At 42.3% G+C, this 25290-nt stretch carries 19 protein-coding genes and 1 pseudogene; 10 read left to right on the top strand and 10 right to left on the bottom strand.

What is annotated here, in order from left to right; all coding sequences use genetic code 11:
- Together F8R90_RS03985 and F8R90_RS03980 are read left to right on the top strand one after the other, a co-directional pair.
- Positions 1-297, top strand: a 297-nt coding sequence (locus F8R90_RS03985) for a transposase (protein ID WP_196509658.1), incomplete at its 5' end; no start/stop codon positions are given.
- Between the two features lie 18 nt (positions 298-315).
- Positions 316-798 (top strand): annotated as a pseudogene (locus F8R90_RS03980) (SLC13 family permease); the annotation flags it as partial.
- 107 nt (positions 799-905) lie between these two features.
- Here F8R90_RS03980 and F8R90_RS03975 read toward each other — a convergent pair.
- The 3 genes from F8R90_RS03975 to F8R90_RS03965 form a co-directional block, all read right to left on the bottom strand.
- Positions 906-2678 carry a ribonuclease J gene (locus F8R90_RS03975; RefSeq protein WP_196509657.1) on the bottom strand — a complete coding sequence of 591 codons (1773 nt, stop codon included), beginning with the start codon at positions 2676-2678 and terminating at the stop codon, positions 906-908.
- A gap of 280 nt (positions 2679-2958) precedes the next feature.
- Positions 2959-3843, bottom strand: coding sequence for a 4-hydroxy-tetrahydrodipicolinate synthase (dapA, locus tag F8R90_RS03970; RefSeq protein ID WP_196509661.1), 885 nt, complete (start codon positions 3841-3843; stop codon positions 2959-2961).
- Between the two features lie 134 nt (positions 3844-3977).
- Positions 3978-5021: an aspartate-semialdehyde dehydrogenase gene (locus F8R90_RS03965; protein ID WP_196509656.1), complete on the bottom strand. Its 1044-nt coding sequence runs from the start codon at positions 5019-5021 to the stop codon at positions 3978-3980.
- 896 nt (positions 5022-5917) lie between these two features.
- Between F8R90_RS03965 and tig the strand changes: the two genes are divergently transcribed.
- The 4 genes from tig to F8R90_RS03945 all read left to right on the top strand — a co-directional run bounded on the left by tig (position 5918) and on the right by F8R90_RS03945 (position 10776).
- Positions 5918-7351, top strand: a complete 1434-nt coding sequence (gene tig, locus F8R90_RS03960; protein WP_196509655.1) for a trigger factor — start codon at positions 5918-5920, stop codon at positions 7349-7351.
- 351 nt (positions 7352-7702) lie between these two features.
- Positions 7703-8401 (top strand): ATP-dependent Clp endopeptidase proteolytic subunit ClpP, encoded by a 699-nt coding sequence (clpP, locus tag F8R90_RS03955; protein ID WP_190892602.1) that lies wholly within the window; start codon positions 7703-7705, stop codon positions 8399-8401.
- Between the two features lie 9 nt (positions 8402-8410).
- Positions 8411-9751 carry an ATP-dependent protease ATP-binding subunit ClpX gene (gene clpX / locus F8R90_RS03950; protein ID WP_190892604.1) on the top strand — a complete coding sequence of 447 codons (1341 nt, stop codon included), beginning with the start codon at positions 8411-8413 and terminating at the stop codon, positions 9749-9751.
- A gap of 104 nt (positions 9752-9855) precedes the next feature.
- Complete coding sequence (locus tag F8R90_RS03945; RefSeq protein WP_196509654.1) at positions 9856-10776, top strand: alpha/beta fold hydrolase; 921 nt, start codon at positions 9856-9858, stop codon at positions 10774-10776.
- 231 nt (positions 10777-11007) lie between these two features.
- On the opposite strand, the gene F8R90_RS03940 is transcribed toward F8R90_RS03945, so the two are convergent.
- Positions 11008-11991: a GntR family transcriptional regulator gene (locus tag F8R90_RS03940; RefSeq protein ID WP_190892609.1), complete on the bottom strand. Its 984-nt coding sequence runs from the start codon at positions 11989-11991 to the stop codon at positions 11008-11010.
- 286 nt (positions 11992-12277) lie between these two features.
- Here F8R90_RS03940 and F8R90_RS03935 point away from each other — a divergent pair, with 286 nt between their 5' ends.
- A complete protein-coding gene (locus F8R90_RS03935) occupies positions 12278-13018 on the top strand; it encodes a dienelactone hydrolase family protein (protein WP_196509653.1) in 741 nt (246 codons plus the stop codon).
- 116 nt (positions 13019-13134) lie between these two features.
- Positions 13135-14037 (top strand): S1 RNA-binding domain-containing protein, encoded by a 903-nt coding sequence (locus F8R90_RS03930; protein ID WP_196509652.1) that lies wholly within the window; start codon positions 13135-13137, stop codon positions 14035-14037.
- A gap of 372 nt (positions 14038-14409) precedes the next feature.
- Here the strand turns inward: F8R90_RS03930 and F8R90_RS03925 are convergent, their stop codons facing one another.
- Together F8R90_RS03925 and F8R90_RS03920 are read right to left on the bottom strand one after the other, a co-directional pair.
- Positions 14410-15423 (bottom strand): GUN4 domain-containing protein, encoded by a 1014-nt coding sequence (locus F8R90_RS03925; RefSeq protein WP_196509651.1) that lies wholly within the window; start codon positions 15421-15423, stop codon positions 14410-14412.
- Positions 15424-15517: 94 nt separating this feature from the next.
- The gene (locus F8R90_RS03920) at positions 15518-15790 is read right to left on the bottom strand and encodes a hypothetical protein (RefSeq protein ID WP_196509650.1); all 273 of its coding nucleotides are present in this window, start codon (positions 15788-15790) and stop codon (positions 15518-15520) included.
- Positions 15791-16250: 460 nt separating this feature from the next.
- Between F8R90_RS03920 and F8R90_RS03915 the strand changes: the two genes are divergently transcribed.
- On the top strand, positions 16251-17126 hold the full coding sequence (locus tag F8R90_RS03915) for an SDR family oxidoreductase (protein WP_196509649.1): 876 nt from the start codon (positions 16251-16253) through the stop codon (positions 17124-17126).
- A gap of 129 nt (positions 17127-17255) precedes the next feature.
- Positions 17256-18752, top strand: a complete 1497-nt coding sequence (locus F8R90_RS03910; protein ID WP_196509648.1) for an HlyD family efflux transporter periplasmic adaptor subunit — start codon at positions 17256-17258, stop codon at positions 18750-18752.
- 216 nt (positions 18753-18968) lie between these two features.
- On the opposite strand, the gene F8R90_RS03905 is transcribed toward F8R90_RS03910, so the two are convergent.
- The 4 genes from F8R90_RS03905 to F8R90_RS03890 form a co-directional block, all read right to left on the bottom strand.
- Complete coding sequence (locus F8R90_RS03905) at positions 18969-20741, bottom strand: S8 family peptidase (protein ID WP_196509647.1); 1773 nt, start codon at positions 20739-20741, stop codon at positions 18969-18971.
- A gap of 383 nt (positions 20742-21124) precedes the next feature.
- On the bottom strand, positions 21125-21451 hold the full coding sequence (locus F8R90_RS03900) for a S8 family serine peptidase (RefSeq protein WP_196509646.1): 327 nt from the start codon (positions 21449-21451) through the stop codon (positions 21125-21127).
- Between the two features lie 202 nt (positions 21452-21653).
- Positions 21654-24356, bottom strand: coding sequence for a type I secretion system permease/ATPase (locus tag F8R90_RS03895; protein ID WP_196509645.1), 2703 nt, complete (start codon positions 24354-24356; stop codon positions 21654-21656).
- Positions 24305-25087, bottom strand: coding sequence for a peptidylprolyl isomerase (locus F8R90_RS03890; RefSeq protein WP_196509644.1), 783 nt, complete (start codon positions 25085-25087; stop codon positions 24305-24307). The genes F8R90_RS03895 and F8R90_RS03890 overlap by 52 nt, the downstream gene beginning before the upstream one ends.
- Positions 25088-25290 lie beyond the last annotated feature (203 nt).

The raw sequence follows: 25290 nt of genomic DNA, 5'->3' as shown, positions 1-25290 counted from the left end.
CTTAAAGAACAATTCCGCCAGATATTTGAAACCACTAAATCTTGGGGAGATAGCATAACACAATTATTAGATTGGATGTATGATGCACGTTCATACTTTCCGAAAAGTCTAGGGACAATGGTGAGATGGTTTGGGGAAATAGTCGGTTATTTTGATGGCAGAACTACCAGTGGTACTGTAGAAGGAATTAATAATAAACTCAAGTTAATTAAAAGACTTGGGTATGGCTTTCGTAATTTTAGCAATTTTCGATTACGCAGTTTATTAAACTGGCACTTTTCTATTAATTCTCCATAAAAGTAACGGATGAACCCTATCGGCTTACCCTTAGCGCAGTCTGCTTTAGTTGCTGCTAGTTTATTGCTAATCACTCGGCGGGTTAAACCCCAGCGCATTTTGCAAAAGGTGGATTGGAACCTGCTGGTAATGTTTTCTGGATTATTTATCCTGACGCGAGTCACGCAAAAGCTGAATTTGCTTCAGCCATTTACCCATGCAATCAACTCTACTGCGAGTTTTTTGGGTGTAACTGTTGTCTTATCTAACTTAATTTCTAATGTGCCTGCTGTACTTCTGCTGCATCCCCTGGTTCCTCCAGGTGACACTAAGTATTGGCTTTTGTTGGCAGCCGGATCAACTTTGGCAGGGAATCTAACTTTGTTTGGTTCAGTTGCCAACTTGATAGTTGTAGAAGCTGCTGCGGATTTAGGTTACAAGCTAACTTTTTGGGAACATCTAAGGTTTGGAGCGCCTTTAACAGTGTGTACTTTAGTTCTAGTATACCTCTGGGTTCATTGAGGGCGCTAAAGCAAATGATTTTTCTCTAAATCTCACGCCAAAGCGCAAAGACGTTAGAAAAACTCTACGTCTTTGCGCCTCTGCATGAGATTTTTATCTTAAATTCTCTATGATGCTACCTGAGCAGCAGTCCGAGTCCGCCGTCTTCTGCCATCGGCAACTTTCACGGGTGGCTCATCAGGAATTTGCATCAACAAAGTCACAGATGGCTGACATTGCAATTCCCGCCGGATGGAGCGTTGCAATTCTCGTTCTAAAGTACCTTGCAATCCACCCCAGTCTATATCTGCTGCTTCCCCTTCCGCAGGAGCAAATTCTGTCCAGCGCACAGTAAGGATTTCTTCAATCCGTTGTTTTACCCAGGTTTGTACCAGCGATCGCTCTACACTTGTAACTACACCCCGTAGGTGAACTTCTGGTTTTGCCAACAGTTTACCATTCCAATCAATGGCAGCTGCGATCGTAATAATGCCTTCTGAAGCCATGCGTTGCCGTTCTTGTAAAACTTTGGCACTTACCATGCCCGAACTCGTAGTATCTACTAATTCGATACCAGATGGCACTTTACCAGCAACGCGAATAGCATCTTCAGTCAGTTCGACAATATCACCATTCTGAATGATGATCATGTTTTCTGCGGGAATGCCCATACTCTGAGCCGTTTCTGCGTGCTTCACTAGCATCCGATGTTCGCCGTGAAATGGCACAAAAAACTTGGGTCGAGTTAAGGCAATCATCAGCTTTTGCTCTTCCTGACAGCCGTGACCGGAGACGTGAATCCCTTTATCCCGACCATAGACCACTTTTGCACCTTGAATCATCAATTTATCAATGGTGTTGACTACTGCGATCGTATTTCCGGGAATTGGGTTAGCAGAGAATACTACTGTATCTCCTTGGCGGATTTTGATGTGAGGATGTTCTTTGTTGGCAATGCGGGTCATTGCTGCCATCGTTTCACCCTGAGAACCTGTGGTTAAAATCAGTACTCTCTCATCAGGTAGATTGCGGACTGCGTGCAATGGTTGCAGCAGATTATCTTCACACTTGATGTAACCTAAATTGCGGGCATGAGCAATCAAGTTCAGCATGGAACGCCCCACAATCGTCACTACACGATTTTGCTTCTTGGCGATATCCAAAATCATGTTGATGCGATGCACACTAGAAGCAAAGGTAGTGACAAATAATCGCCCAGTAGCTTGACTAAATACTCTCTCAAGATTCGGATAAACTGAACGTTCCGAAGGTGTAAACCCTGGTATCTCAGCATTAGTGGAATCACTTAGCAGACAAAGAACGCCTTTTTCACCATGTTCTGCTAACCGTTGCAAGTCAAACTTTTCACCATCCACTGGGGTGTGGTCAATTTTAAAATCACCTGTGTGAATGACTACACCAAGGGGAGTATGAATGGCAACAGTGAAACTATCAGCAATGGAGTGGGTGTTGCGGATATATTCAACTAAAAAGTTTTTGCCAATCCGCACCACATCGCGTGGTAGAACTGTTCTGATTTCTGTGCGATCGCGGACTCCTGCTTCTTCCAATTTACCCTCTAGCATTGCCATTGCTAGTCTGGGCCCATAAATCACGGGGATATCAAATTGCTTAAGATGGAAAGCAATTCCGCCAATATGATCTTCATGACCGTGAGTAACGATCATCCCTTTAATTTTGTGGCGATTTTCTCGCAGATAGGTCGTATCTGGCAAAACAATGTTTACTCCATGCATCGCCTCTGTGGGAAAAGCCAATCCTGCATCTAACAGGATAATTTCATCGTCATACTCAAAAAGACAAGTATTTTTCCCAATTTCGTGCAAACCGCCCAAAGGAATAATTTTCAAGGCGGAATTATTAGCTTCGTTTTTAGCCATTTTCTCCTTAGATCGTTACTTGTGGTTAATTTAGTTGATAGTTAACGAACTTGTATTTAAGACAACATCGTTTGTCTCTTAATTCAGTCCCAAAGCAATCAAGTTTTAATTGAAGATTTCAATTTTTTATTCAATAAAATCGACTGTACACTGAAGAATTTATAGTTATGTCTATCAGTCCTAGCACAGATTTTTAAATTGCAACTTATGAACAATTATGACCATTGTTTATATGTATCTTTAGAAAGCAGTAGCTTACCAAAGCTTAACCAGATGGTGGCTAGATTAAACTAAGTTCTTTCAGAACCGCTTCTAACTTTTGACTTACTTCTAAATCAGCTTCACATAGCGGTGGACGAGTTGAACCAACCTCCCAACCTTGAAGTTTCAGTGCTTTTTTCACTGGAATGGGATTTGAAGTGAGAAATAAAGCTTTAAACAACGGGAAGAGTTGGAGATGAATCTCACTGGCTACTTCAATTTTTCCCGCACTAAAAGCTTGGATCATTTGCTGTAGTTGGTTTCCTACCAAATGAGAAGCCACACTTACCACACCCTTTGCCCCGATCGCTAACAAGGGCAAAGTCATGTAATCATCACCAGAGTAGATGTCGAATTCTTTTGGTGTCAAGCGACGAATTTCGCTTGCCTGATCTATACTACCAGTGGATTCTTTAATTCCGACAATATTGCTAACCTCAGCTAACCGGGCAACTGTTTCTGGCTGAAGGTTTTGTCCGGTACGACCTGGGACATTGTATAACAACAAAGGTAAGTCGGGACAGGCTTGTGCTATCGCCTGAAAGTGCGCTTCCAATCCCGCTTGTGGCGGTTTGTTGTAATAAGGGACAACTTGTAAGGAACCGTGTACTCCTATTTTAGACGCTTTTTGGGTGGCTGCGATCGCTTCTTTAGTGGAATTTGAACCACAACCTGCGATCACCTTGGCTTTTCCTGCCACGGACTGTAATATCTCAACAAACAACTGGTATTCCTCATCCCAACTCAGGGTAGGGGATTCTCCGGTTGTGCCGCATACCACCAATGTATCTGTTCCGTTGTTAGCTAGATGCGCTGCCAGTTCTGCCGCTACATCATAATTGACACTACCATCTGCTTTAAACGGTGTAATCATAGCGGTTAAAACATTGCCAAAATCTCCCACCCTTTTTTTCACTCCTGATTACCCATTTTTTTGTATCTTGGTGGTTCTCTATTGTAATAACCTATCTGCAAATTGCTTTCAACGGTGATTTGCACATTTGATCTTTTCCATTAGTTGTTTATTTTCACTAATGACTAGCTTGAAACGTAAGCTTTAGCAGGCTTGAGTAGATTTTTTTCTACCAGCAACTCGGCAATTTGTACTGCATTCAATGCTGCGCCTTTACGGATTTGGTCGCCGCACAACCATAATTCCAAACCACAGGCATGAGAAATATCCTGACGAATTCTTCCCACTAAAACTTCATCTCTACCAGTTGCTTCAATTGGCATCGGAAAATGATTAGTTTCCCAATCTTCTACCAATTTAACTCCAGGGGAGGAATTTAAAATTTCTCTGGCTTCCTCTGCACTAAAGGGAGTCTCAAATTCTAAATTAATGGCTTCTGAATGGGCGCGGAGTACGGGAACCCGTATACAGGTTGCAGTGATTCTGATTTGCTGCGTACCAAATATTTTTCGGGTTTCGTTTACCATTTTCATTTCTTCCTCACAATAACCCAAATCGTTTAATGGTGAGTTATGCGGGAATAAATTAAATGCCAGTGGGTAAGGCAATATCTCAGCAACTGGCGTCTGTCCTTGTAGTATAGCGCTTGTTTGGGTTTTGACTTCTGCCATTGCTCTGGCACCAGCACCACTAGCAGATTGGTAGGTTGAAGCTACAATACGTTGCACTGGTTTAATTTTGTGCAATGGCCATACTGCCACACTCATTAAAATTGTTGTGCAGTTGGGGTTGGCAATAATACCTTGGTGATTAGCTGCGGCTTGTGGATTCACCTCTGGTACTACTAAGGGAACTTCCGGGTTCATCCGAAAGGCACTGGAGTTATCAATTACTACTGCGCCCTTTTGGACAGCAATTGCTGCCCAAGTTTTGGATGTGGAACCACCCGCACTAGCCAGTACTATATCCACATTTTCAAAGGCGCGATCGCTCACTGCCTCTATGGATATATTTTCACCTTTAAATTGTAGTGATCGCCCAACACTCCGCTCTGATGCCAATAATTTCAAGTCAGCAATAGGAAAATTACGACTTTCTAATAATTCCAGCAACTCTGTGCCAACTGCACCAGTTGCTCCCAAAATAGCTACACGATAGGATTTCGACAAACTTGCTTCCTCCTGTAAAAGATTTATGTGCAATTTTTTGGAATAATTAACAATTTACTTATATATAAATAGTGCTCGCAGTCATGCAATGCGTTTTGAATAGATTTAGGTTTTTATCTAATTTAGTCGTTCTTTATAGATTTGATAAATTTATTTGCTTGGTTAATAAGTTAAGTAATGTTGAATTTTACAACAACTATCATCCAATTTTTCCATTGTTTTCCATTGATTTAAACTATATATTATTGTACAACAAACCGCCATCCGGTAGCAAAATGGAGACATCTGCACTTAGGCGTTTTATAAGCATTTGACTTCTAAAGCGAATAAACGTCTCGGCTGTAAAGTGGGTTTCCAGGATGATGAATGTACTATGATGCAAATGGTATAAAATCGCCAAACCATCAAAATTGAGCTATGCGGCTAAGTAGTAGATTTGCTCCTATACCATAATATAGCTAGACTAGATGCTATAACTTTGAAGTATTAACTACTGGCTGAAAACCAGGATATCACGGTGTTAGCCCACTGAATAATTAATTCCTGAGTTTCGGGTGCTAAATTCAGAGTAACTGAAGATTAAGGACTGGAGAATAGGGATAAAACTCTTTCCAATCCTCAAGGATTCAGCACTTATTACAAATATTAGGCAAGAAAGCCCAGACGCTCTTAGCACTGGGAGTGTCAATAATTGTTATAACGGTAAATTGTCAAGTCCTTGTTCATTGGCAGTAAACTGGATCTCTGTGCCAGGACACACCATCCATCCTTTGGATGTCATGAAGCCTTGTGACAACCTCCGATCCTCCCTAAGAGATATCAAGCCATAAACGCGAACAATTATTGCGTCTTGTGTGTACTCGGAGTATAAAATACCAGAAAACTAGAGACGAAGCATGAAAGTTACCCAGGAAAGACTCCCCGCCAGCCAAATTGGCCTGGAAATAGAGATTACGCCGGAAATTACTAAGCAAACTTACGAACAGGTCATTAAAAACTTAGCGAGTACTGCCAATATTCCTGGGTTTCGTAAAGGCAAGGTACCTCGACCGATATTGCTACAACGGCTGGGTACAACTCGTATCAAGGCAGCAGCACTGGAAGAACTAATTCAAGACGGCATTGAGCAAGCAGTTAAACAAGAAGCTATCCCGGCAATAGGTCAGCCGCAATTGCGCTCTTCCTTTGAGGATTTGATTAAGAATTATGAACCTGGAAAACCCCTGACGATTTCGGCTGCTGTCGATGTAGAACCGGAAGTGAATCTAGTTCAGTACACTGATTTGCAAGCTAAAGCTGAAGAAGTCAAGTACGAGCCAGAACGAGTGGACGCGACCCTCGACAAGGAACGTCAAGAATTGGCGACATTGATTCCTGTAGAAGGACGTGCAGCCCAAATCGGTGATATTGCCGTAGTCGATTTTAAAGGTTCATTTGCCAGAGTTGAGGGCGAAGACGAAACAGCTGAACTAGAACCGATTCCTGGAGCCGAAGCAACTGATTTTCAAGTTGAGTTGCAGGAAGATAAGTTTATTCCAGGCTTTATTTCTGGAATAGTGGGGATGAATCCCGAAGAAACCAGAGAAATTGCGGCACAGTTCCCAGATCCTTATGCTAATGAAGACTTAGCTGGAAAAGCAGCAACTTTCACAGTAACGCTCAAAGAACTGAAGGAAAAGGAATTACCAGAAGTAAATGACGATTTCGCCCAAGAAATCAGCGATTTTGAAACCTTAGAGGAGTTACGCGCTTCTTTGGTAGAGCGATATCAAAAAGAGGCGGACGACAAAACAAAAACAAATAAGCAAGAAGCCTTGTTAACGGAACTGCTCAAGCACGTAGAAGTTGACTTACCAGCAACCTTGATTGAGCAAGAAGTCGATGCAATGCTAACGCAAACAGCAATGCGGCTGTCTCAGCAAGGACTAGATGTGAGGAAGTTGTTTACTCAAGATATTATTCCTCAATTGCGGGAGCGATCGCGTACTGAGGCTATTGAACGCATCAAACGTTCCTTGTCGTTGCGGGAAGTTGGTAAACGCGAATCTATTGAGGTAACACCAGAAGAAATCGCAGCCAGAGTTACAGAACTTTTAGAACAGTACCCAGAGGAGCAAGACGTTGATGAAGATAGACTGCGCTCAATCGTGGAAAACGAACTATTAACCGAAAAAACCATTGATTGGCTATTAGAACATTCCTCAGTTGAACTTGTACCCGAAGGCTCCTTGAGTCCTGCGGAGGAAACAGAAGACGCAGAATCAGATGCTGATACACCTCAGATAGAGGAAGAAATCAGCGAAGCTTCAACAGAAGTCACTGAAGGATAATTAAAAATCCCACAGCCATGAGTTCACCAGTTCTGAGTTAAAGTACTGGTGAAATGGGTAAGTTAAAAGAGATGAGGGAGCAGGGAGCAGGGGAGAAGAACTATTAATTATTGTTCAATGCCCAATGCCCCATAACTCTTAACTCCTGAAAACTCAGGGATGAAGGCAGAATAATTAATGAGTTTTTAGCAAATTGTGACACATGTTATCGCCTGAGCTTGATACTGTGTTACACGAGAGGAAATTATATGAGGCATAATGGTTAACACGTAGCTATAAAAATCCCATTCGTCGAAAAGGCAGCATCTGCTGCTGAAACATTTATCCTAAATTATCGTCAAATTTGCTTGTATGCTTGTATCGCAGTCGGGAAATTACCCCATCAGCAACCAAAGTCGAATAAACATTAACTCCCAGTTGAGCAGCCCTAGCAACATCGTGCCGATGGTGGTGGAACAATCTGGCATGGGAGAAAGGGCTTTCGACATCTACTCCCGCCTGCTGCGAGAGCGGATTATATTTTTGGGAACGCCAATAGATGATTCTGTAGCCAACTCAATTGTGGCTCAGTTGTTATTCCTAGACGCTGAAGACTCAGAAAAAGACATCCAACTGTATGTTAATTCTCCTGGCGGCTCAGTCTACGCAGGGATGGCAATCTATGATACAATACAGCAAATTCGCCCTGATGTTGTTACCATCTGTTTTGGATTAGCCGCGAGCATGGGGGCATTTTTGTTGACAGCAGGGGCTGCCGGTAAGCGAATGTCTCTGCCTGACTCCCGGATTATGATTCACCAACCACTTGGTGGCGCTCAAGGTCAAGCCATTGACATTGAAATTCAAGCCAGAGAAATTCTTTACATTAAGGCTAAGTTGAATCAGTTAATGTCTCATCATACTGGTCAACCCTTAGAAAGAATTGAAGCAGATACTGAGCGCGACTTTTTCATGTCGGCAGAAGAGGCGAAGAACTACGGTTTGATTGATCAGGTCATTTCCAGGCAAAATCTTCCCACAGCAGGGGAAAACGTCACCATTCTGAAATAAGAGGCTGGTATGTCTAAGTACGACTCCCATTTAAAATGTTCGTTTTGCGGCAAGTCTCAAGAGCAGGTGCGTAAATTAATCGCGGGGCCGGGAGTCTACATCTGCGATGAATGCGTTGACTTGTGTAATGAAATACTAGACGAGGAGTTACTCGATACCAATGGTGCGGCAGCACAGCCGGCACCAAGAGCAGAACCACCTCAAAAACGGCGTACCCAATCTTCTAGTATTTCGTTTAATCAAATACCCAAGCCAAGAGAGATTAAAAAGTATCTAGACGAACACGTTATTGGTCAAGACGAAGCCAAGAAAGTGCTGTCAGTAGCCGTTTACAATCACTACAAACGGTTGGCAGTGATTCAGTCTAAAGCCAGTGGCAAAGCTGCGGCAGATGATGCTGTAGAATTGCAAAAGTCTAACATCTTGTTAATTGGCCCCACTGGTTGCGGCAAAACTCTCTTAGCGCAAACCCTAGCGAAAATCCTAGATGTACCCTTTGCCGTCGCTGATGCTACAACACTGACAGAAGCGGGGTATGTGGGAGAAGATGTGGAAAATATCTTGCTGCGACTGTTACAGGTGGCAGATTTAGATATAGAAGAAGCGCAGCGAGGAATTATCTACATTGATGAAATTGACAAAATTGCTCGCAAGAGTGAGAACCCGTCAATTACCCGTGATGTTTCTGGCGAAGGTGTGCAGCAAGCCTTGCTGAAAATGTTAGAGGGAACGATCGCCAATGTACCACCCCAAGGAGGGCGTAAGCATCCCTATCAAGACTGTATCCAGATTGATACAAGTAATATCTTGTTCGTCTGTGGTGGTGCTTTCGTAGGCTTAGAAAAGGTTGTAGATCAGAGAGTTGGTAAAAAAGCAATAGGCTTTGTGCAACCTGGAGAAGGCCAATCGAAGGAAAAACGGGCAGCAGATACTCTTCGGCATCTAGCACCAGATGATCTAGTAAAATTTGGCATGATTCCCGAATTTATTGGGCGCGTGCCAATGGTAGCAGTAGTAGATCCGCTAGATGAAGAAGCGTTGATGGCGATTCTCACCCAACCACGCAGTGCCCTAGTGAAGCAGTACCAAAAACTGCTGAAGATGGATAATGTCCAGTTAGATTTTAAACCAGAAGCTTTACGAGCGATCGCTCAAGAAGCCTATCGGCGTAAAACTGGTGCTAGAGCGCTACGAGGAATTGTCGAAGAACTGATGTTGGATGTAATGTACGAGTTACCATCCCGTAAGGATGTGACACGTTGTACAGTAACACGGGAGATGGTTGAGAAGAGATCAACTGCCGAACTGATAATACATCCATCTTCACTACCGAAGCCGGAATCAGCCTAATAGTCATTGGTCATTAGTCATTGGTTATTAGTCAAAAACTAAAGACTAATAACCATTTAATAAGGGAAAATGACTAATGACAACTGATAAAGGACTAATGACTAATGCCTTATATTAATGTTCGTGGCGTTGAGCATTACTACGAATGGGTGAAAAAACCATCTGGTTCTTTGGTAAAACCAGTGATGGTTTTCATTCACGGTTGGGCTGGTTCAGCTAGGTATTGGCAAAATACTGCTAATGCTTTATCGGAACAATTTGATTGTTTACTCTACGATATGCGGGGATTTGGCCGTTCTGGTGGGAAGCCAACCATAGCCGAAGCAAGTGAAGCTGTTGCCGAATCTGAGTCACCCCAGGATGAATCACAGGCAATCAAAGACTTAACCTATGAATTAGAAGAATACGCTGATGATTTGGCAGCTTTGTTAGATGGGTTGCATCTTCAGCGTGTCTATATCCATGCTCATTCAATGGGCGCGTCTGTTGCTACTTTATTTTTTAACCGCTATCCCGAACGAGTAGAACGAGGAATTTTAACTTGTAGTGGCGTTTTTGAGTACGACGAAAAATCCTTTAGTGCCTTTCATAAATTTGGTGGCTATGTAGTTAAATTCCGTCCCAAGTGGTTAAGCAAAATTCCATTTGTTGACCGGATGTTTATGGCCAGATTTTTATATAGTTCTATCCCACATTCTGAGCGGCAAGCTTTTTTGGAAGATTTTCTCGAAGCAGATTACGATGCGGCTTTAGGAACAATTTTTACTTCAGTCAGTAAGGCTCAATCTGAAGTGATGCCGCAAGAGTTTGCCAAGCTGACAGTACCGACTCTGCTCATTGCGGGGGAGTATGACAAGATTATTCCAGCCGAGATGGGGCGTCAAGCAGCCGCACTGAGTGACAAGGTGGAATTTGTGATGATTCCCAACACAGCGCATTTCCCTATGTTGGAAGATGCACCAACTTACCTGCGACGGGTACAAGAGTTTTTGCGAATTAATACCCTAGAGCCGCAAGGGAGTTAACTTATTTTTTGGGTATTGCTGATTGAAAGTATGAATTATCCTCATGCAAAGGCGCAAAGAACTGTTCTTTAGTCATATCGAAAAATGTCATTGCAGGTTTGAAAAGGTTGAGATCTACTTGATTACTTCTACTAAACCAACATAGAGTTGCATTTCTACAATCATAATCCTGAGTTATTTGTTAGGTGTGTCCGCCTATGCAATTCTTCCCCTCTCTTAATTATCTTTGGATTAACCCAAACCCAGTTCTCGTTTTAGTAAATTAATTGAGTTAGTACCGATATAATTTTCAACCTTAATCAGCTTCGGTGGACGAATAATATCATCATCAGATGCTTGCACGGCTGCTTGCACTGCCGCAAAACTGGCTTGATCACTTATAATCACCTCAGCCCGTTTAACCATTGCCTGAAGTTTATAAGCATCTTTTGGTTGCGAAGTCATCACCAGTAGTTCATCCCCTCGCAGACCGTGGAGGATGACTTCTGCTGCTCGTGCAATCCCGGAACTGAGGCTAACTATGCCTACACAGTTTTCTTTTGGTAGGGTTTTCAATAGACTGAGTTCTTTGCTGTAGTCGTAGATATCCAGAGGTATTACCCGTGCAGCTTTAGGAGCTGCGATCGCTTCCACATTACTGATAAAATACCGACTTGTGACTACTGTCGCAGAGGTAGTTTTATCGAGCACAGCTGTTAATTCTTCCATTGCTACCAACTGAACTGGTATTTTTAGCGATCGCTCTAATTCATACACCATCAACTCACCAGCACCCATATCATAGGATGGAACTGCAACCAATACCCGCGCACTACAACGCAAGCGCCAGTCAATTTCCGCTAAAAATAGCTCTCTGGCTTGATTGAGTGAACATCCTTGAGATAGCAGTTCATCAAGTGCTTGCTGGACAACTTGATATGCATCAGGATGTTGTTTGAGAATTGGTGATTGCAGCCTGCTACCGCCTTCATGACCTTGGGCCCGAACATAAATTCCTGAACCAGCCATACTTTCAACAAATCCGTCTTCCTCCAGTTGACGGTAAACTTTGCTAATGGTGTTGCGGTGTAACCCAGTTTGCATTGCCAGTGCCCGTGTGCTTGGCAATTTGTAAGCCGGGGGATATTGCCGAGAAGCGATCGCAAAGCGGATTTGATTAAACAGCTGGGTCGATGCGGGAATTTCGCTGTCTGGCTGAATACGGAATTGAATCATCACCAAACCTCCTGAATACTAAGTGCTGACGAGTGCTGATGAGTGCTGAGTTTTGAGTATTAAGTGTTGCTCTTCTACTCAGCACTTTTAACTCAGCCCTCCTTTAGTGACCAGCTGCATTTGCTACATGTCAAATATTTTATTTACACATGAAGTTTTTCTGGTAGAAATTTTAATGCTCTCACTATTTGGTAATTGATAATTTAAATGGAAATAACCTAAGCATACTGGCATAGTTATATCAAATAAACACACGGCTAATGATATAGCACTGGTAAAAATTATTATGACAGAGCAAGCAATAATTACCACAACGGTTAATCTTTTGCAAGACAATATTCAAGTGTCTGCTTATCTGGCAGAGCCAAAAGAACCCGGATCTTACCCAGGAGTGGTTGTATTACAAGAGATTTTTGGTGTTAATGTTCACATTCGGGATGTTACAGAACGGATTGCCAAACTTGGGTATGTAACGATCGCACCTGCACTTTTTCAACGGATTGCTCCTGGCTTTGAAACTGGATACACACCCGAAGATATTGAAACGGGCAGAGGCTATGCCATGCAAACTCAAGCATCAGAGTTATTGAGCGATATTCAACTAGCAATTGACTACCTCAAAAATCTGCCCCAAGTGAAAAAAGATAGCTTTGGCTGTATTGGCTTTTGCTTTGGCGGTCATGTCGCATATCTTGCAGCTACGTTACCAGATATTAAAGCTACGGCTTCCTTCTATGGTGCTGGAATTACCACCCGTACACCAGGAGGTGGCGCTCCCACTATCACCCGCACCAGAGAAATTCCAGGTACTCTCTATGCCTTCTTTGGCACAGAAGATGCTAGCATCCCATCCGAACAAGTAGATGAGATTGAAGCAGAGTTAGAAAAATATAAAATTCCTCATCGTGTGTTTCGCTACGATGGAGCTGATCACGGATTTTTCTGTGACCGTCGTGCCAGTTATAATCCTAAAGCTGCTGCTGATGCTTGGGAGCAAGTCCAACAACTCTTTAGTCAACTGAATTAGTCATTAGTCATTAGTGAATAATAAAGGACAACTGACGAATGACAAATGACAAGTGACTAATGACAATCTAAACTCCAGTTGCACCATATCTAAATAACAATTAATCTTCAAAAGTCATGAATTCCGAATCGAAACTATCTCAAACAGCCAATTCGTCGTTTACAATGGACGATTTTGCCAAAGCACTAGAAAAACACGACTACCAGTTTCAAAAGGGACAGGTTGTACATGGCAAAGTGTTCCAACTTGACCATGATGGAGCTTATGTCGATATTGGTGGCAAGTCGTCAGCTTTTCTGCCGCGCGATGAGGCTTCTTTGAGAGCAGTTACCGATTTATCGGAAGTGCTGCCATTGCAAGAGGAAATGCAGTTTTTGATTATCCGAGATCAGGATGCAGAAGGTCAAGTCACCCTTTCTCGAAAGCAGTTAGAAATTCAGCACATCTGGGAACGACTGGCCGAAATGCAGGAAAATGCTCAGACTGTGCAAGTACGGGTTATGGGTGTGAATAAAGGTGGTGTCACCGTCGATATTCTCTCCTTGCGTGGATTTATTCCGCGATCGCACCTGGCAGAGCGTGATAATTTAGAAGCACTCAAAGGTCAAAATCTGACTGTGGGCTTTTTGGAAATTAATAAAAACACCAACAAACTCATCCTTTCCCAGCGTTTAGCAACTCGTTCTAGCAACTTTAGCTTGTTAGAACTAGGTCAACTGGTGGAAGGTAAAGTTACTGGCATCAAACCTTTTGGTGTGTTTGTGGATTTAAATGGTATGGGGGCTTTGCTTCATATCAAGCAGGTAAGCCAAAAATTCATCGACTCTTTAGAAAAGGTATTTAAAGTTGGCCAGTCAATTAAAGCTGTAATTATTGACTTGGATGAGGGTAAAGGGCGGGTTGCTCTTTCTACCAGAGTTTTGGAAAACTTCCCTGGCGAAGTGTTAGAGAATATGGATGAGGTGATGGCTTCAGCTGAGGCGCGGGCTAATAGAGCTAATAACAAAACTGCTGAATAGTTTTGAAGTGGGCTGTTTGCACAAACCGTTTAAATCACCGTCTGAAAAAATTTTGAATTGTTAATACTCCCCCCTGCATCTACAAAGATATGGGGGGATTTTAAATTGGGAAAACTTTTCACAGGCTCTTTTCTTGCCTCTGATGGGAAATGCGGGTAAAACAAGAATTTCAGTCAGCTTTAGATGACTTTCGCTATGAGCCGCAGAATTTATTCTGAGGCGGGCGTGTGGGCAATGCCAATATTTTGCAATGATGCAAATACGTGAGTCTAGAATCTCAGCCAGTGCCAGGTATCGGATCTCAGATTTTGATTAACTCGTAGAAAGTAACCTTATTACAAATATTTAATATAAGTCTGAAGTGCTTATATGTTAGACTTCACAAGTCTCGACGCGAGAAAAAAGAGCACACAACCCCTGAAACCGAAGCGGAAGACCGTTCCACCGAACCAGAAGCGACCTCCATGTGATTTGGGCTTGCTGTGTTTTGGGCAGGTGATGACCCCTATAACTTTGGGCAATGGGCAGGTGTCCCTCTGGTACTGAAGTGTTTAAAGACTCCTCATAAATCCAGTTTCCTTCAGTTTCCCAAATCCAGTTTCCTTCCACTCTCCATCCTACGCGATCACCAAATTCCTCCCAGACTTGTTCATAATAATTACCGTCTGCGATTCCACCAACACTTAGATAAATTTTCTTCTGAACGCTAAAGCCAAAGCGCCCATTGCTGTATTTTACCCAGATTTGGTCAATGGTGCGTAAGTCCGTACAGGGAAAATTATTGATGGATTCGACATTTAACCAGCCTTCCTCTTCCCTGTTAGATGCCTTGAGCATGACAGCTAAAGTTTCCTCATCCGCTTCTTTCCACTTGCCTGCTGCTAACAAATCCCGCAATCGCGTGTAGTTTACTTCTTTCTCAGAACTGAGGTCATCGGCTTGAATTACTGGCTGTAGCTTTGGTTTTCGCTCTGGCGGCTTTCCAGTAATACCCCAAATTAACTGCTCCATAGCCTCAGTATCTGTCCGAAAGTCAACCCACGTATTACCCCTAAGAAAAATTGGGAGTTTAGGCTGGTGTGGTGTATTCCCAAGCAAAACGGGAATCACGGGACATTTTCTCTCGACAAATTCGTTTAAAAAAGCTCTCATCTCTTGACTTTGCCAGGGGCCAAGTCCACTGCTACCGACAAAAACTGCTGCTGATTTAATATTTTCTATTTGTTCTTCTAGTAAAACCTGCCATGCTAAACCAGGACGAAGTTCCCACTTATCTAGCCAAGGTTTAATTCCTTGTCTTGTTAATTCATGAGCAATTTCTATAACTTCAGGTTTGTCTTTGCTATTGTGGCAAAGGAAGACATCAAACTGATCTTCGTCACTCATCTATAAGTCTCCTCACATCCACTTCTCTATATCGGCAATAATTTCTAACACATTAAATATAGTTTGATTTATTCTTGCTTGCTTAAGTTAATAGTTAATGCATCGAAAAATAGATTAAGTTGAATTTAATAAGCAAAATGGCATTTGACTTACTCAAAAGCTGTGTTTGCTTTCTCATTTTGGTGTTTTCCGCAAGCAAAATGGCATTTGGCTTACTCAAAAGCTGTGTTTGCTTTCTCATTTTGGTGTTTTCCGCAAGCAAAATGGCATTTGACTTACTCAAAAGCTGTGTTTGCTTTCTCATTTTGGTGTTTTCCGCAAGCAAAATGGCATTTGACTTACTCAAAAGCTGTGTTTGCTGACTCATCCCAGTAATTCACACACTTGTGACAACTAAACTATCCCTTTGAGATTACTTTTCTGCTATAGAAGAGATAAATTCACCCACAGATGAGCAAGCAGAACTGATTCGGATAACTTTGGAGGGTAGGAAAATGAGCTATTTTGACCGATACCAGCAAGAGAACCTGCTGAATTTGCACAAGGCTAAGATGTCGCTTGAACAAGCTATTGACTTGTTGAGCCAGTAAAACTAATCCCGTTACCCTATCCCCTGCATTTATAAAGATGTAGGGGATAATTTTTAGAGTATTAAGATAAATAAGGTGTGGACTATTGGCTAAGTTGGCGTGAGGATATCTTGAGCATGGTTACTAAGTATAAAAATATGCTCATATCTCTGTTTAAGTATTGTTAAACGGATTTTGGTCATATATCGTGCATTTCGACAACTATAAACGCTGAAAGTATTCAATTTAGGTATTTATATGTTTCTAGTAACTGGAGCAACGGGAGGAATTGGTCGCAGAATTGTGCGACTCCTACGGCAACGAGAACAGTCTGTGCGGGCATTTGTCCGCCTTACCTCGCGCTACAGCGAGTTAGAACACCGGGGTGCAGAAATTTTCATCGGTGATTTGCTGCAAGAAAAAGATATTCAAAAAGCTAGTCAAGGTGTGAAGTATATTATCAGCGCCCACGGTTCTGATAGCGATGCTCTATCTTTAGATTACCGCGCAAATATTGAACTGATTGACCAAGCAAAAGCCAATGGTGTAGAGCACTTTGTCTTCATTTCCGTACTGGGAGCCGATCGCGGGTATGAAGACGCTCCCGTTTTCAAAGCTAAACGAGCAGTAGAACAATATTTGCAAGCTAGTGGCTTGAATTACACTATATTACGCCCATCTGGATTAGCATCTAACTTGCTGCCACTAGTAGAACGATTTCGGGAAACGGGATTGTATCTGCTGATTGGCGATCGCAAAAACCGTACCTCAATTGTCAGTACCGATGATTTAGCAAGAATAGTGGTGGATTCTGTGACGGTTGAAGGCGCTCGTAACCAGATTTTACCAGTGGGAGGACCGGAGATTTTATTACGAGAAGATATTCCCCGGATTTTTGGTCGGATCTTCATCAAAGAGCCAGTAATAATTAACTCACCATTATTTATCATTGATGGGTTACAAGGTGCATTGGGTTTATTTAATCCCCAAATCCAAAAAACTTTGGGAACTTATCGCACATTGCTAGCAAATGAATTTTTCTGTACAAAAGATGAAATTGCCAATTTAGAGGCAATTTTTAACTTCCAGTTAGAGACATTAGAAAGTTTTTTGCGGCGCTATCTAGCAGTTTGAATTAGGTAATGGGGCATAGGGCATGGGGCATAAACTCAATCTTCAATTTTCAATCCCTAATGCCCAACTCTCAACCTCAATGCCCAATGCTCAATAATCTAAAATCCAAAATCTAAAATCCAAAATTCTATGAAATCATCCCTAGGTGTAAATGCTGCTCAAGCACGTCAGACAAAAGAGCGATTTGCCCAACCAGAGGAACAACTCACCTATGAATTGGGGAAGGCGGTACAGGAATTGCCACCCCTGTACACTAGATTATTAGCGGGAACGATCAGTGTCATCGTATTTGGAGCGATCGCTTGGGCGTACTTCTCGCAAATAGATGAAGTAGCAACAGCGCCAGGGGAATTAATTGCTTCTACACAGGTAAGACCGGTGACATCCTTGGGTGGAGGGTCAATTGTGGCCGTCAAAGTGCAAGAAGGCGATCGCGTTACTAAAGGTCAAATTCTGATTCAAAAAGATCCAGACTTGCAGAAAACCGATGTTTCTCGCCTAGCTAAATCTACCAGATTGATTCAGGACGATTTGCAACGTTTAGATGCAGAACGCATCGGAGGCAAAACTACTGGGACGAAACTGCAAGATGAACTTTTAAGCTCCCGTCTGCAAGACTTCCAAGCGCGTCAAGCAGGGGCGGAAGCAGAAGCAAATCGCCAAATAGCACTCATTGATCAAGCCAAAGTCCGCTTGAGCCGATTGCAAGATAACTTAGTTAATGCCAAAAGCAGCGTTGCAAATGCTAAAACCAACCTTGTCAACGCAGATAGCATTCGGATCAAAATTGAAAGTAATTTGGCGCTTGCTCAAGAAAGGGAAAAAAGCCTACGTACCTTAATTACTCCTGGCGCTGTACCTCGTGTCGATTACTTGGATGCCCAAGAAAGATTAACTCGTGCAAAGACAGAAATCACTAGAGCACAAGATGAAGTAACCAACGCCCAGAATAAAATCACAGAGGCTCAAGATAAAGTCACATCATTAGAAAAAGATATTGCTGCCCAAGTCCAAGAAATTCGCCAAGCAGAACAAGCTTACAATGCCGCGCGCAGTCAGTCCCAGCGTGTAGCATCAGAACGCCAAAGTGAAATTCTGACCCAGTTCAACAAGCGTAAAGAAGAACTAACAACTGTTCAAGGTCAATTAGAGCAGGCGAGAAAGCAGCAAGCTTTAGAAACGATTGAGGCTCCCGTTGCCGGTACGATTTACAGAGTTAAAGCCACCAAGGGGCCAGTTCAATCAGGTGAAGAATTGCTATCAATTTTGCCAGAAGGAGAAGAAATGCTCTTAGAGGTGAAAGTTCTCAACCGCGATATTGGGTTTATTCGTCAAGGAATGAAGGCAAAAGTAAAAATGGCGACTTTCCCCTTCCAGGAATTTGGCACTGTGAATGGCGAAGTTATGCAAGTCAGTCCGAATGCAATTGTTGATAAAGAATTAGGCTTAGTTTTTCCCACCAGAATTAAGCTAAATAAACACTCAGCCAACGTGCGGGGTCAAGAAGTACAATTTACACCAGGGATGGCTGCTACAGGTGAAATTGTTACTCGTAAAAAGTCAATTTTGACATTCATTACTGAGCCTGTGACACGGCGATTCAATGAGGCATTTTCGGTTAGGTAGGTTTGTAGCCTCTTCTGCTTTTATAACCATTTCAAAAGTCTACGACGGGCTACGCCTACGCATCCCACAAACTACACCTAAATGTAAGGGTTTAGCATTGCTAAACCCCTACATCCATTCAGGTTGGACGAGCGCTTTGGTTGATTTTTTGAACAAAACAGTATTGGAATCAACTGCAAATCGCTATATTTTTCAAGCGATACCCAAAAATTTTCTTTACTGATATATTTGTTTTTGGATTCCTTCTAGTAATTTTCCCAAATCAAGATTATTCTCATCTTTATTATCATCATTGCTATCGACATTGATGCTGCCCAGGATATTCTCAAAGGTTTGGAATTGCGACCATAATTCTGGATTGACTAATTCGTTATTACCTTCGGCTGGTGTCAAATATTCTGCTGTTTCTGTAATTGCCTGACTTATTAAAGAACCAACATCAGAACTATTAAAACTAGCAATAGTCTCTGGTGTTAGATATCTTGCTGTTTCTGTAATTGCCTGACCTATTAGAGAACCGACATCGGAATTATTAAAACTAGTAATAGTCTCTGGTGTTAGATATCTTGCTGTTTCTGTAATTGCCTTACCGATAAAAGAACCAACATCGGAATTATTGAAACTAGTAATAGTCTCTGGTGTTAAATATCTTGCTGTTTGTGCGTCGATGTGTAGCAGGTTGTCGTTAGACATCGCCTGCCTTGCCAGAGAACTGACATTGGAAATATTAAAACTAGAGATTGTAGTTTGTATATTGTTTAATGCTGTGTCTGCAATCACCTGACTTGCTAGAGAACTGACATTAGAAATATTCAAACTAGAGCTTGTAGTTTGTGTACTATTTCCTGCGGTTTCTGTGACAATCTGACGTACTTGGGCATCAGTCAGGCTGGAGTTAGCACTCAGCATAAGGGCAACTACACCAGCAACGTGGGGGGCTGCCATAGAAGTGCCGCTATAAGTGGCATATTGATTATTCGGAACTGATGAATAGACTTTGACTCCTGGGGCTGTGACGTAAGCGATTTCATTCGTCCCAGAGCGGTTAGAGAAGTCAGGCATGTTATTATTCTGATCCACTGCCCCAACGGCAATTCCCGACTTGTATGCATAACGGGCGGGATAGTCTGGTGATGAGTCACCATCATTACCGGCTGCCATGACAACAATCACTCCTTTGCTGCTGGCATAGTCAATGGCTGACTGTAGAGTACGGTTGGAAGATGTGCCTCCTAAACTGAGGTTAATTACATTAGCTCCATTATCGACAGCGTAGCGAATACCTTTAGATATGGAATTATAGGAACCAGAGCCAGAGTCATTCAAAACTTTAACGGGCATAATCTTGGCATTATATGCAATACCAGTGACACCGTAGTTATTATTTTCTCCTGCGATCGTGCCGGAAACATGAGTACCGTGACCGTTTTTATCTAGGGTGTTATTGTTTTTCTCAGCAAAGTTCCAGCCGTAATTATCATCAATATAACCATTGCCATCATCATCTATACCGTTACCTGCAATTTCGTTGGCATTCGTCCAAATATTATTTCTTAAATCCTCGTGGTTATAGTCAACCCCAGTATCTACAACAGCAACAACAACACCCTTACCTGTGTATCCCTGTGTCCAAACTTCTGGTGCTTTAACAAGGTCTGCTCCCCAATTATTGCCACCAAGATCAGGAACATCTGCAAAGGTATTTTGACCAGTAGCTCTAGCCACTGCTGCTGCCCCATCAATCAAGCCATAGCCATTGGTGGAGTTATAATTTTCAGTGCTAAAAGCATTAGCAGTAGCGTTACTTGTATTTTCGGAGTCACCGTTATTTAGCAACTGCACATCAGCATCGGTTGAGTTGTAGCTACTACTTCCGCTAAAGTTGAGGCTGTAATCATCCTTCGTATTAAAGCTATCTAATGAAGAGATTGAAGTGACATTTAGCTGTTTATTTGACAATATCTTGTTATTAACATCATCAATGAGCATAAGCTTTTGTTCTCAAAGATAGCAATAGTTTTTTGACAGATTGAAGCGTCAAAACCTTTACAAGAAAAGATTTTAAGTTGTGAATAAGCTCCATTGTTAATAATTACTATGTAATCTCATAACAAAATGCTAACTCTACTACTAAAAAGCATAATCAATAGTGGAATTATTGTTAATAAGTTAATTGATACAATCAATCTTAAATTTGTAATAATATAAGTATAAATTGATGGAATAAAAAATCAATTGTGCTATGTATAGCAATCCTAAATGAGTTACGAACAAAAAGATCCCCAATTTGTTGAATAAGTCGGGGATCTGAACCTCTCGGTGGAGAGCAAATCAAATATTTTACTTTTCAGAAACCACACTTGAGGATTGTTCTATGCCAAGCTATTTCCTGCTGTCGTTGTGACTATCTGACGCACTTGAGCATCAGTCAGAGTTTTGTTAGCACTGAACATCAGCGCAACTACACCCGCAAAGTGATGAGCCGCCATAGAAGTGCCTGGAAGAAATTCATATTTATTACCAGGATATGTCGAGTAGATGCCGATACCAAAATAGTCTTCGTATGCTCCAGGAGCCTTCACCTGATAGCTCAGTTGAAGGGTTCTACCAACGGATATTGTGCTGCTGAGGTATTTTGAACTATCAGGTCTGGCTTGATCAGCCGCCGCAGCGATCGTCTTTGAGGTTGCTGGAGACATCGCTTGAGTAGCGTTTTTGTTGCGTTATTGGCTCTTGGCAACATAGTCATACGTGTAATTATTGCCGGCGAAAGTGTTGATTACTCCAGCAGTGTAACTACTGCGATCGCTGGCTCTAAAACTATTTACACCACTCAAATTAAAGCCAGAGTAATTATTAGTATCATCAAAAATATCAGAAAGCTTTTAGCTATTACATCTACTAAATGTTTGCTTGCTGCCGCTGATATAGTGACCAATACAAACCTTTTTGTTGCAACAACTGTGAGTGAGTACCACGTTCGGCAATCACGCCTTGCTCCAATACCAAAATCAAGTCAGCACGTTTGAGGGGAGCAAAGCGGTGAGCAATCAGGAACACGGTACGGTTGGCGGAAATTTTTTGTAGGTTTTGCAGTACTTGCTGTTCAGTTTCACTATCCAAAGCACTGGTAGCTTCATCCAAAACTAAAATCGGCGCTTGGGAAAGAAATAGCCTGGCGAGGGCAATACGTTGTCTCTGTCCGCCAGATAAAGCTGTACCGCGTTCACCAACATTGGTTTCGTAACCGTAGGGTAATTGACTGATGAAGTCATGTGCTACTGCTAATCTTGCCGCCTCTACTACTTGCTCTGCGGTAATGTCGGGATTACCGAGAGTAATATTTTCCAAAATAGAACCGTTGAATAAAAAGTCTTCTTGGAGAACTACACTAATTTGTTGCCGGAGTGAGGCTAAATCTGCACTTTTTATATCAAAACCATCAATAAGGATGCGTCCTGATTCAATTTGATAGAGGCGTTGCAATAGCTTAGACAGGGTACTTTTACCAGAACCGCTGCGTCCGACAATGCCAACAAATTGCCCTGGTTCGGCATTGAAAGAGATTCCCCGTAGAATTGCTTCAAAGTTCGGGCGGTAGCGGAAAAAGACTTGCTCGAAGGTGACTTGACCTTTCAGGGGTGGTAAAACTAGACCAGTTCCCAGTTCAGCTTCTGGAGAGACGTTGAGAATATCACCAATGCGATCTACAGAAAGTAGCACTTGTTGGAGGGTTTGCCACAACTGTACTAAGCGTAAAAGTGGGCCTGTGACTCTACCAGACAGCATTTGAAATGCAACTAGCTGTCCAACTGTAAGCTTTTGTTCAATGACTAACTTGGCACCAAACCAGAGAATCAGCATGGTGGAAAAATTGGTGAGAAAGTCACCTATATTGCTGCTGATATTGGAGGTAGTAGAAGCTTTAAAACCTGTGCGAATGAAGCGAGCAAACAAGCCTTCCCAGCGATCGCGGGCTACTGGTTCGGCTGCATGGGCTTTAACGGAGTGAATCCCTGTGATTGTCTCTACTAGAAACGATTGACTATCGGCACTCCGGTTAAAGGTTTCGTTGAGCCAGTTACGCAGAATTGGTGTTGCAACTATCGTCAATGTGGCAAACAGCGGTAGTACTGCTAAGGCCACAAAGGTGAGTGGGATATTATAATAAAACATCAATGCTAGGTACACCACAGCAAAGATGCTATCCAGAATCACAGTTAATGCTGTACCTGTGAGAAACTGACGTATTTGTTCGAGTTCCTGGACTCGTGCTACTGTGTCTCCGACGCGCCGCGACTCAAAATAAGCTAATGGCAGACGCATCAGATGGCGAAATAGCTGTGCTGATAAGCTCAAATCCAGACGACGGGCTGTATGGGTAAAGATGAATAGGCGCAGAATGCCAAGTATGGACTCAAATATGGCAACGAAAAGAAGTGCGATCGCCATCACATCGAGAGTCGGCAAACTCTCCTGCACCATTACTTTATCAATGACGACTTGCGTAATTAGTGGTGTTGTTAACCCCAAAAGCTGCAAGGTAAAAGATGCTAACAATACTTCTGTTAGCAATCCCTTATACTTCCAAACTGCTGGGGTGAACCAACTAAGGTTAAATTTTTCTTGCTGGGATATGAGTTCTACTTGCCACAATCTTCCATCCCAAGACGCTTCAACTATGGACTGCGATAAGGTTTCACAAGTCCGTTCGGGATTTAGAGGGTTAGCGATAATGAGGCGATCGCCCTTCATTCCATAGGCCACTACCCAGGATGGACTCTGGGGTGAGTCAGAATTCCACAGCAGTAAAGCTGGAAATGACAACTGTCGCAACTCACCCCAACTCACTTGTAACCGCCGCAATACTAACCCTAACTTTTCTCCTGCTTCCACAACCTGTTTTGGGCGTTGTCCTCTGAGTTGGCGCTGCACCCATTCAAGTTGCACAGAATTTTCTAACTGTTGCGCCACCATTGTTAAACAGGCAGCAGCGGTGTTCCAACTGGCAACAAACGGATAATTTGAGATGATTAGATTTGCTGCTGGGAGTCCTCTTTGGGGTTGGAGGCTGTGGGGGCTGGAAGTTCCCTCTGAGGCTGGCGCTAGTGAAGGAGTCGAAGAGAAGGAAAATGTCTCCCTTTCTCCCTCGATATTTACTGGTAACACTTGCCAGAACTCCTGAATTTGTGGGTTAGAAAACTCTGCCCACAGCGCTGTATTCCAACACACTACTACTACTTCTTTACTAGCAGCTACAGCTTTAAAATCCGCAGACAGCTTTTGTAAGTCACCAAACCAATCCCCCGCATCTAGGGCGGCTAAAGGTTTACCAACGCCCTCTTCTCGTAAGCGAACTTTCCCAGCCACAATTAAGAATTGGTAACCGCCGACATCGTTTGACCAGATTTTTTCTCCAAGACGATACTGACGAGTTTGGCACTCCTTTTCCAATCGGGATTGTTGTTCGGGAGTCAGCCAGCATAACGGTGGCTGATTCCAAGGCAAAGAAGCTAGCACTTTTAATCGTAAAGATTCATTATCCAGAATATTTAACTCACTTGTAATTTGACTGTCAGTTTTTGAATTTTCTCTGCTAGCCATTTCTCAAACAACTCATTTTGTAGTGCTTGCTTCAGTTGAGTATCTTCTAAAGACGCTGGCAAAAATTGTTCTACTCGAAACAAACCATAAGGTACTTCTCCTTGGGGAGAGTCTTTGCCAACGATTTGTATTGGTCCTACCAATTGCCCAGGACTTGCCACATCAATAGCTGCCCGTAATATATCTGGCATACTTCCTCGGCTGACTATTCCCATCATGCCGTTCACAATTCGGTCATCTGAAAGTGAATACTCTTTAGCTAGTTGCTCAAAACTACCTCCTTCTTCAATTTGGGTTTGTAGTTCGTCTGCCAATTCTCGATTATCAACAACAATCCGAGAAAGTACTACCCGATCCAAGAAAATTTTGCGTTCAATAAAATATTCTTGGAGTTTTGGTTGGGTTACTACAGCTTTCAGCTTTTCTAACTTGTAACCAAAAGTAACCGATGTGTGAAAGGTAGCGTAATCTGTGTTATTGGTCTTTAACCATTCTTGAAAGCTTTGGGGGTCAGTCAGTTGATTTTTCAGCCTAAAGTCAATAATTGCCTGTTCAGTTATTGCTGTACCAATCTCAACATCGTCTCGTGTTCGGATTTCTTCCTCAATTACATACTGGCGAAGAATATCCCCAATGAACTGCCCCAATTTTCCAGAGGACTGCAAGTACTTTACTGCTTCCTCAATAGAAATTATTTGGTCATTAATTGTCAAAAATGATAAAGATTCCATGAAATAATTATGTGAAAATGGTTAAACACTTATAGGACTTTTAAAGTAAATCATATAAAAATCATCTGGTCGTTGATGAATAAATATGATAAAGATTCCATGAACTAATTACATCTAAATGGTCAAAAAATTATATAGCTAGTAAATACAATAATTTCCCATGATCAGTTTTACAGTCTAGCGGGGACAAAACAGGATTGAAA

Origin of the sequence: Nostoc sp. NZL (assembly GCF_015714705.1) — a bacterium.
Taxonomy (GTDB): Bacteria; Cyanobacteriota; Cyanobacteriia; order Cyanobacteriales; family Nostocaceae; genus Nostoc; species Nostoc foliaceum_A.
This window is presented reverse-complemented; position numbering and strand designations above follow the sequence as displayed.

Coding starts and splice junctions, on each gene's coding strand:
- tig (WP_196509655.1), top strand. CDS start 5,918: ATGAAAGTTACCCAGGAAAGACTCCCCGCCAGCCAAATTGGCCTGGAA.
- F8R90_RS03910 (WP_196509648.1), top strand. CDS start 17,256: ATGAAATCATCCCTAGGTGTAAATGCTGCTCAAGCACGTCAGACAAAA.
- F8R90_RS03905 (WP_196509647.1), bottom strand. CDS start 20,741: ATGCTCATTGATGATGTTAATAACAAGATATTGTCAAATAAACAGCTA.
- F8R90_RS03890 (WP_196509644.1), bottom strand. CDS start 25,087: ATGGAATCTTTATCATTTTTGACAATTAATGACCAAATAATTTCTATT.
- F8R90_RS03925 (WP_196509651.1), bottom strand. CDS start 15,423: ATGAGTGACGAAGATCAGTTTGATGTCTTCCTTTGCCACAATAGCAAA.
- F8R90_RS03915 (WP_196509649.1), top strand. CDS start 16,251: ATGTTTCTAGTAACTGGAGCAACGGGAGGAATTGGTCGCAGAATTGTG.
- F8R90_RS03895 (WP_196509645.1), bottom strand. CDS start 24,356: ATGGCTAGCAGAGAAAATTCAAAAACTGACAGTCAAATTACAAGTGAG.
- F8R90_RS03940 (WP_190892609.1), bottom strand. CDS start 11,991: ATGATTCAATTCCGTATTCAGCCAGACAGCGAAATTCCCGCATCGACC.
- clpP (WP_190892602.1), top strand. CDS start 7,703: ATGCTTGTATCGCAGTCGGGAAATTACCCCATCAGCAACCAAAGTCGA.
- F8R90_RS03975 (WP_196509657.1), bottom strand. CDS start 2,678: ATGGCTAAAAACGAAGCTAATAATTCCGCCTTGAAAATTATTCCTTTG.
- F8R90_RS03930 (WP_196509652.1), top strand. CDS start 13,135: ATGAATTCCGAATCGAAACTATCTCAAACAGCCAATTCGTCGTTTACA.
- F8R90_RS03945 (WP_196509654.1), top strand. CDS start 9,856: ATGCCTTATATTAATGTTCGTGGCGTTGAGCATTACTACGAATGGGTG.
- clpX (WP_190892604.1), top strand. CDS start 8,411: ATGTCTAAGTACGACTCCCATTTAAAATGTTCGTTTTGCGGCAAGTCT.
- F8R90_RS03920 (WP_196509650.1), bottom strand. CDS start 15,790: ATGAGTCAGCAAACACAGCTTTTGAGTAAGTCAAATGCCATTTTGCTT.
- F8R90_RS03935 (WP_196509653.1), top strand. CDS start 12,278: ATGACAGAGCAAGCAATAATTACCACAACGGTTAATCTTTTGCAAGAC.
- F8R90_RS03900 (WP_196509646.1), bottom strand. CDS start 21,451: ATGTCTCCAGCAACCTCAAAGACGATCGCTGCGGCGGCTGATCAAGCC.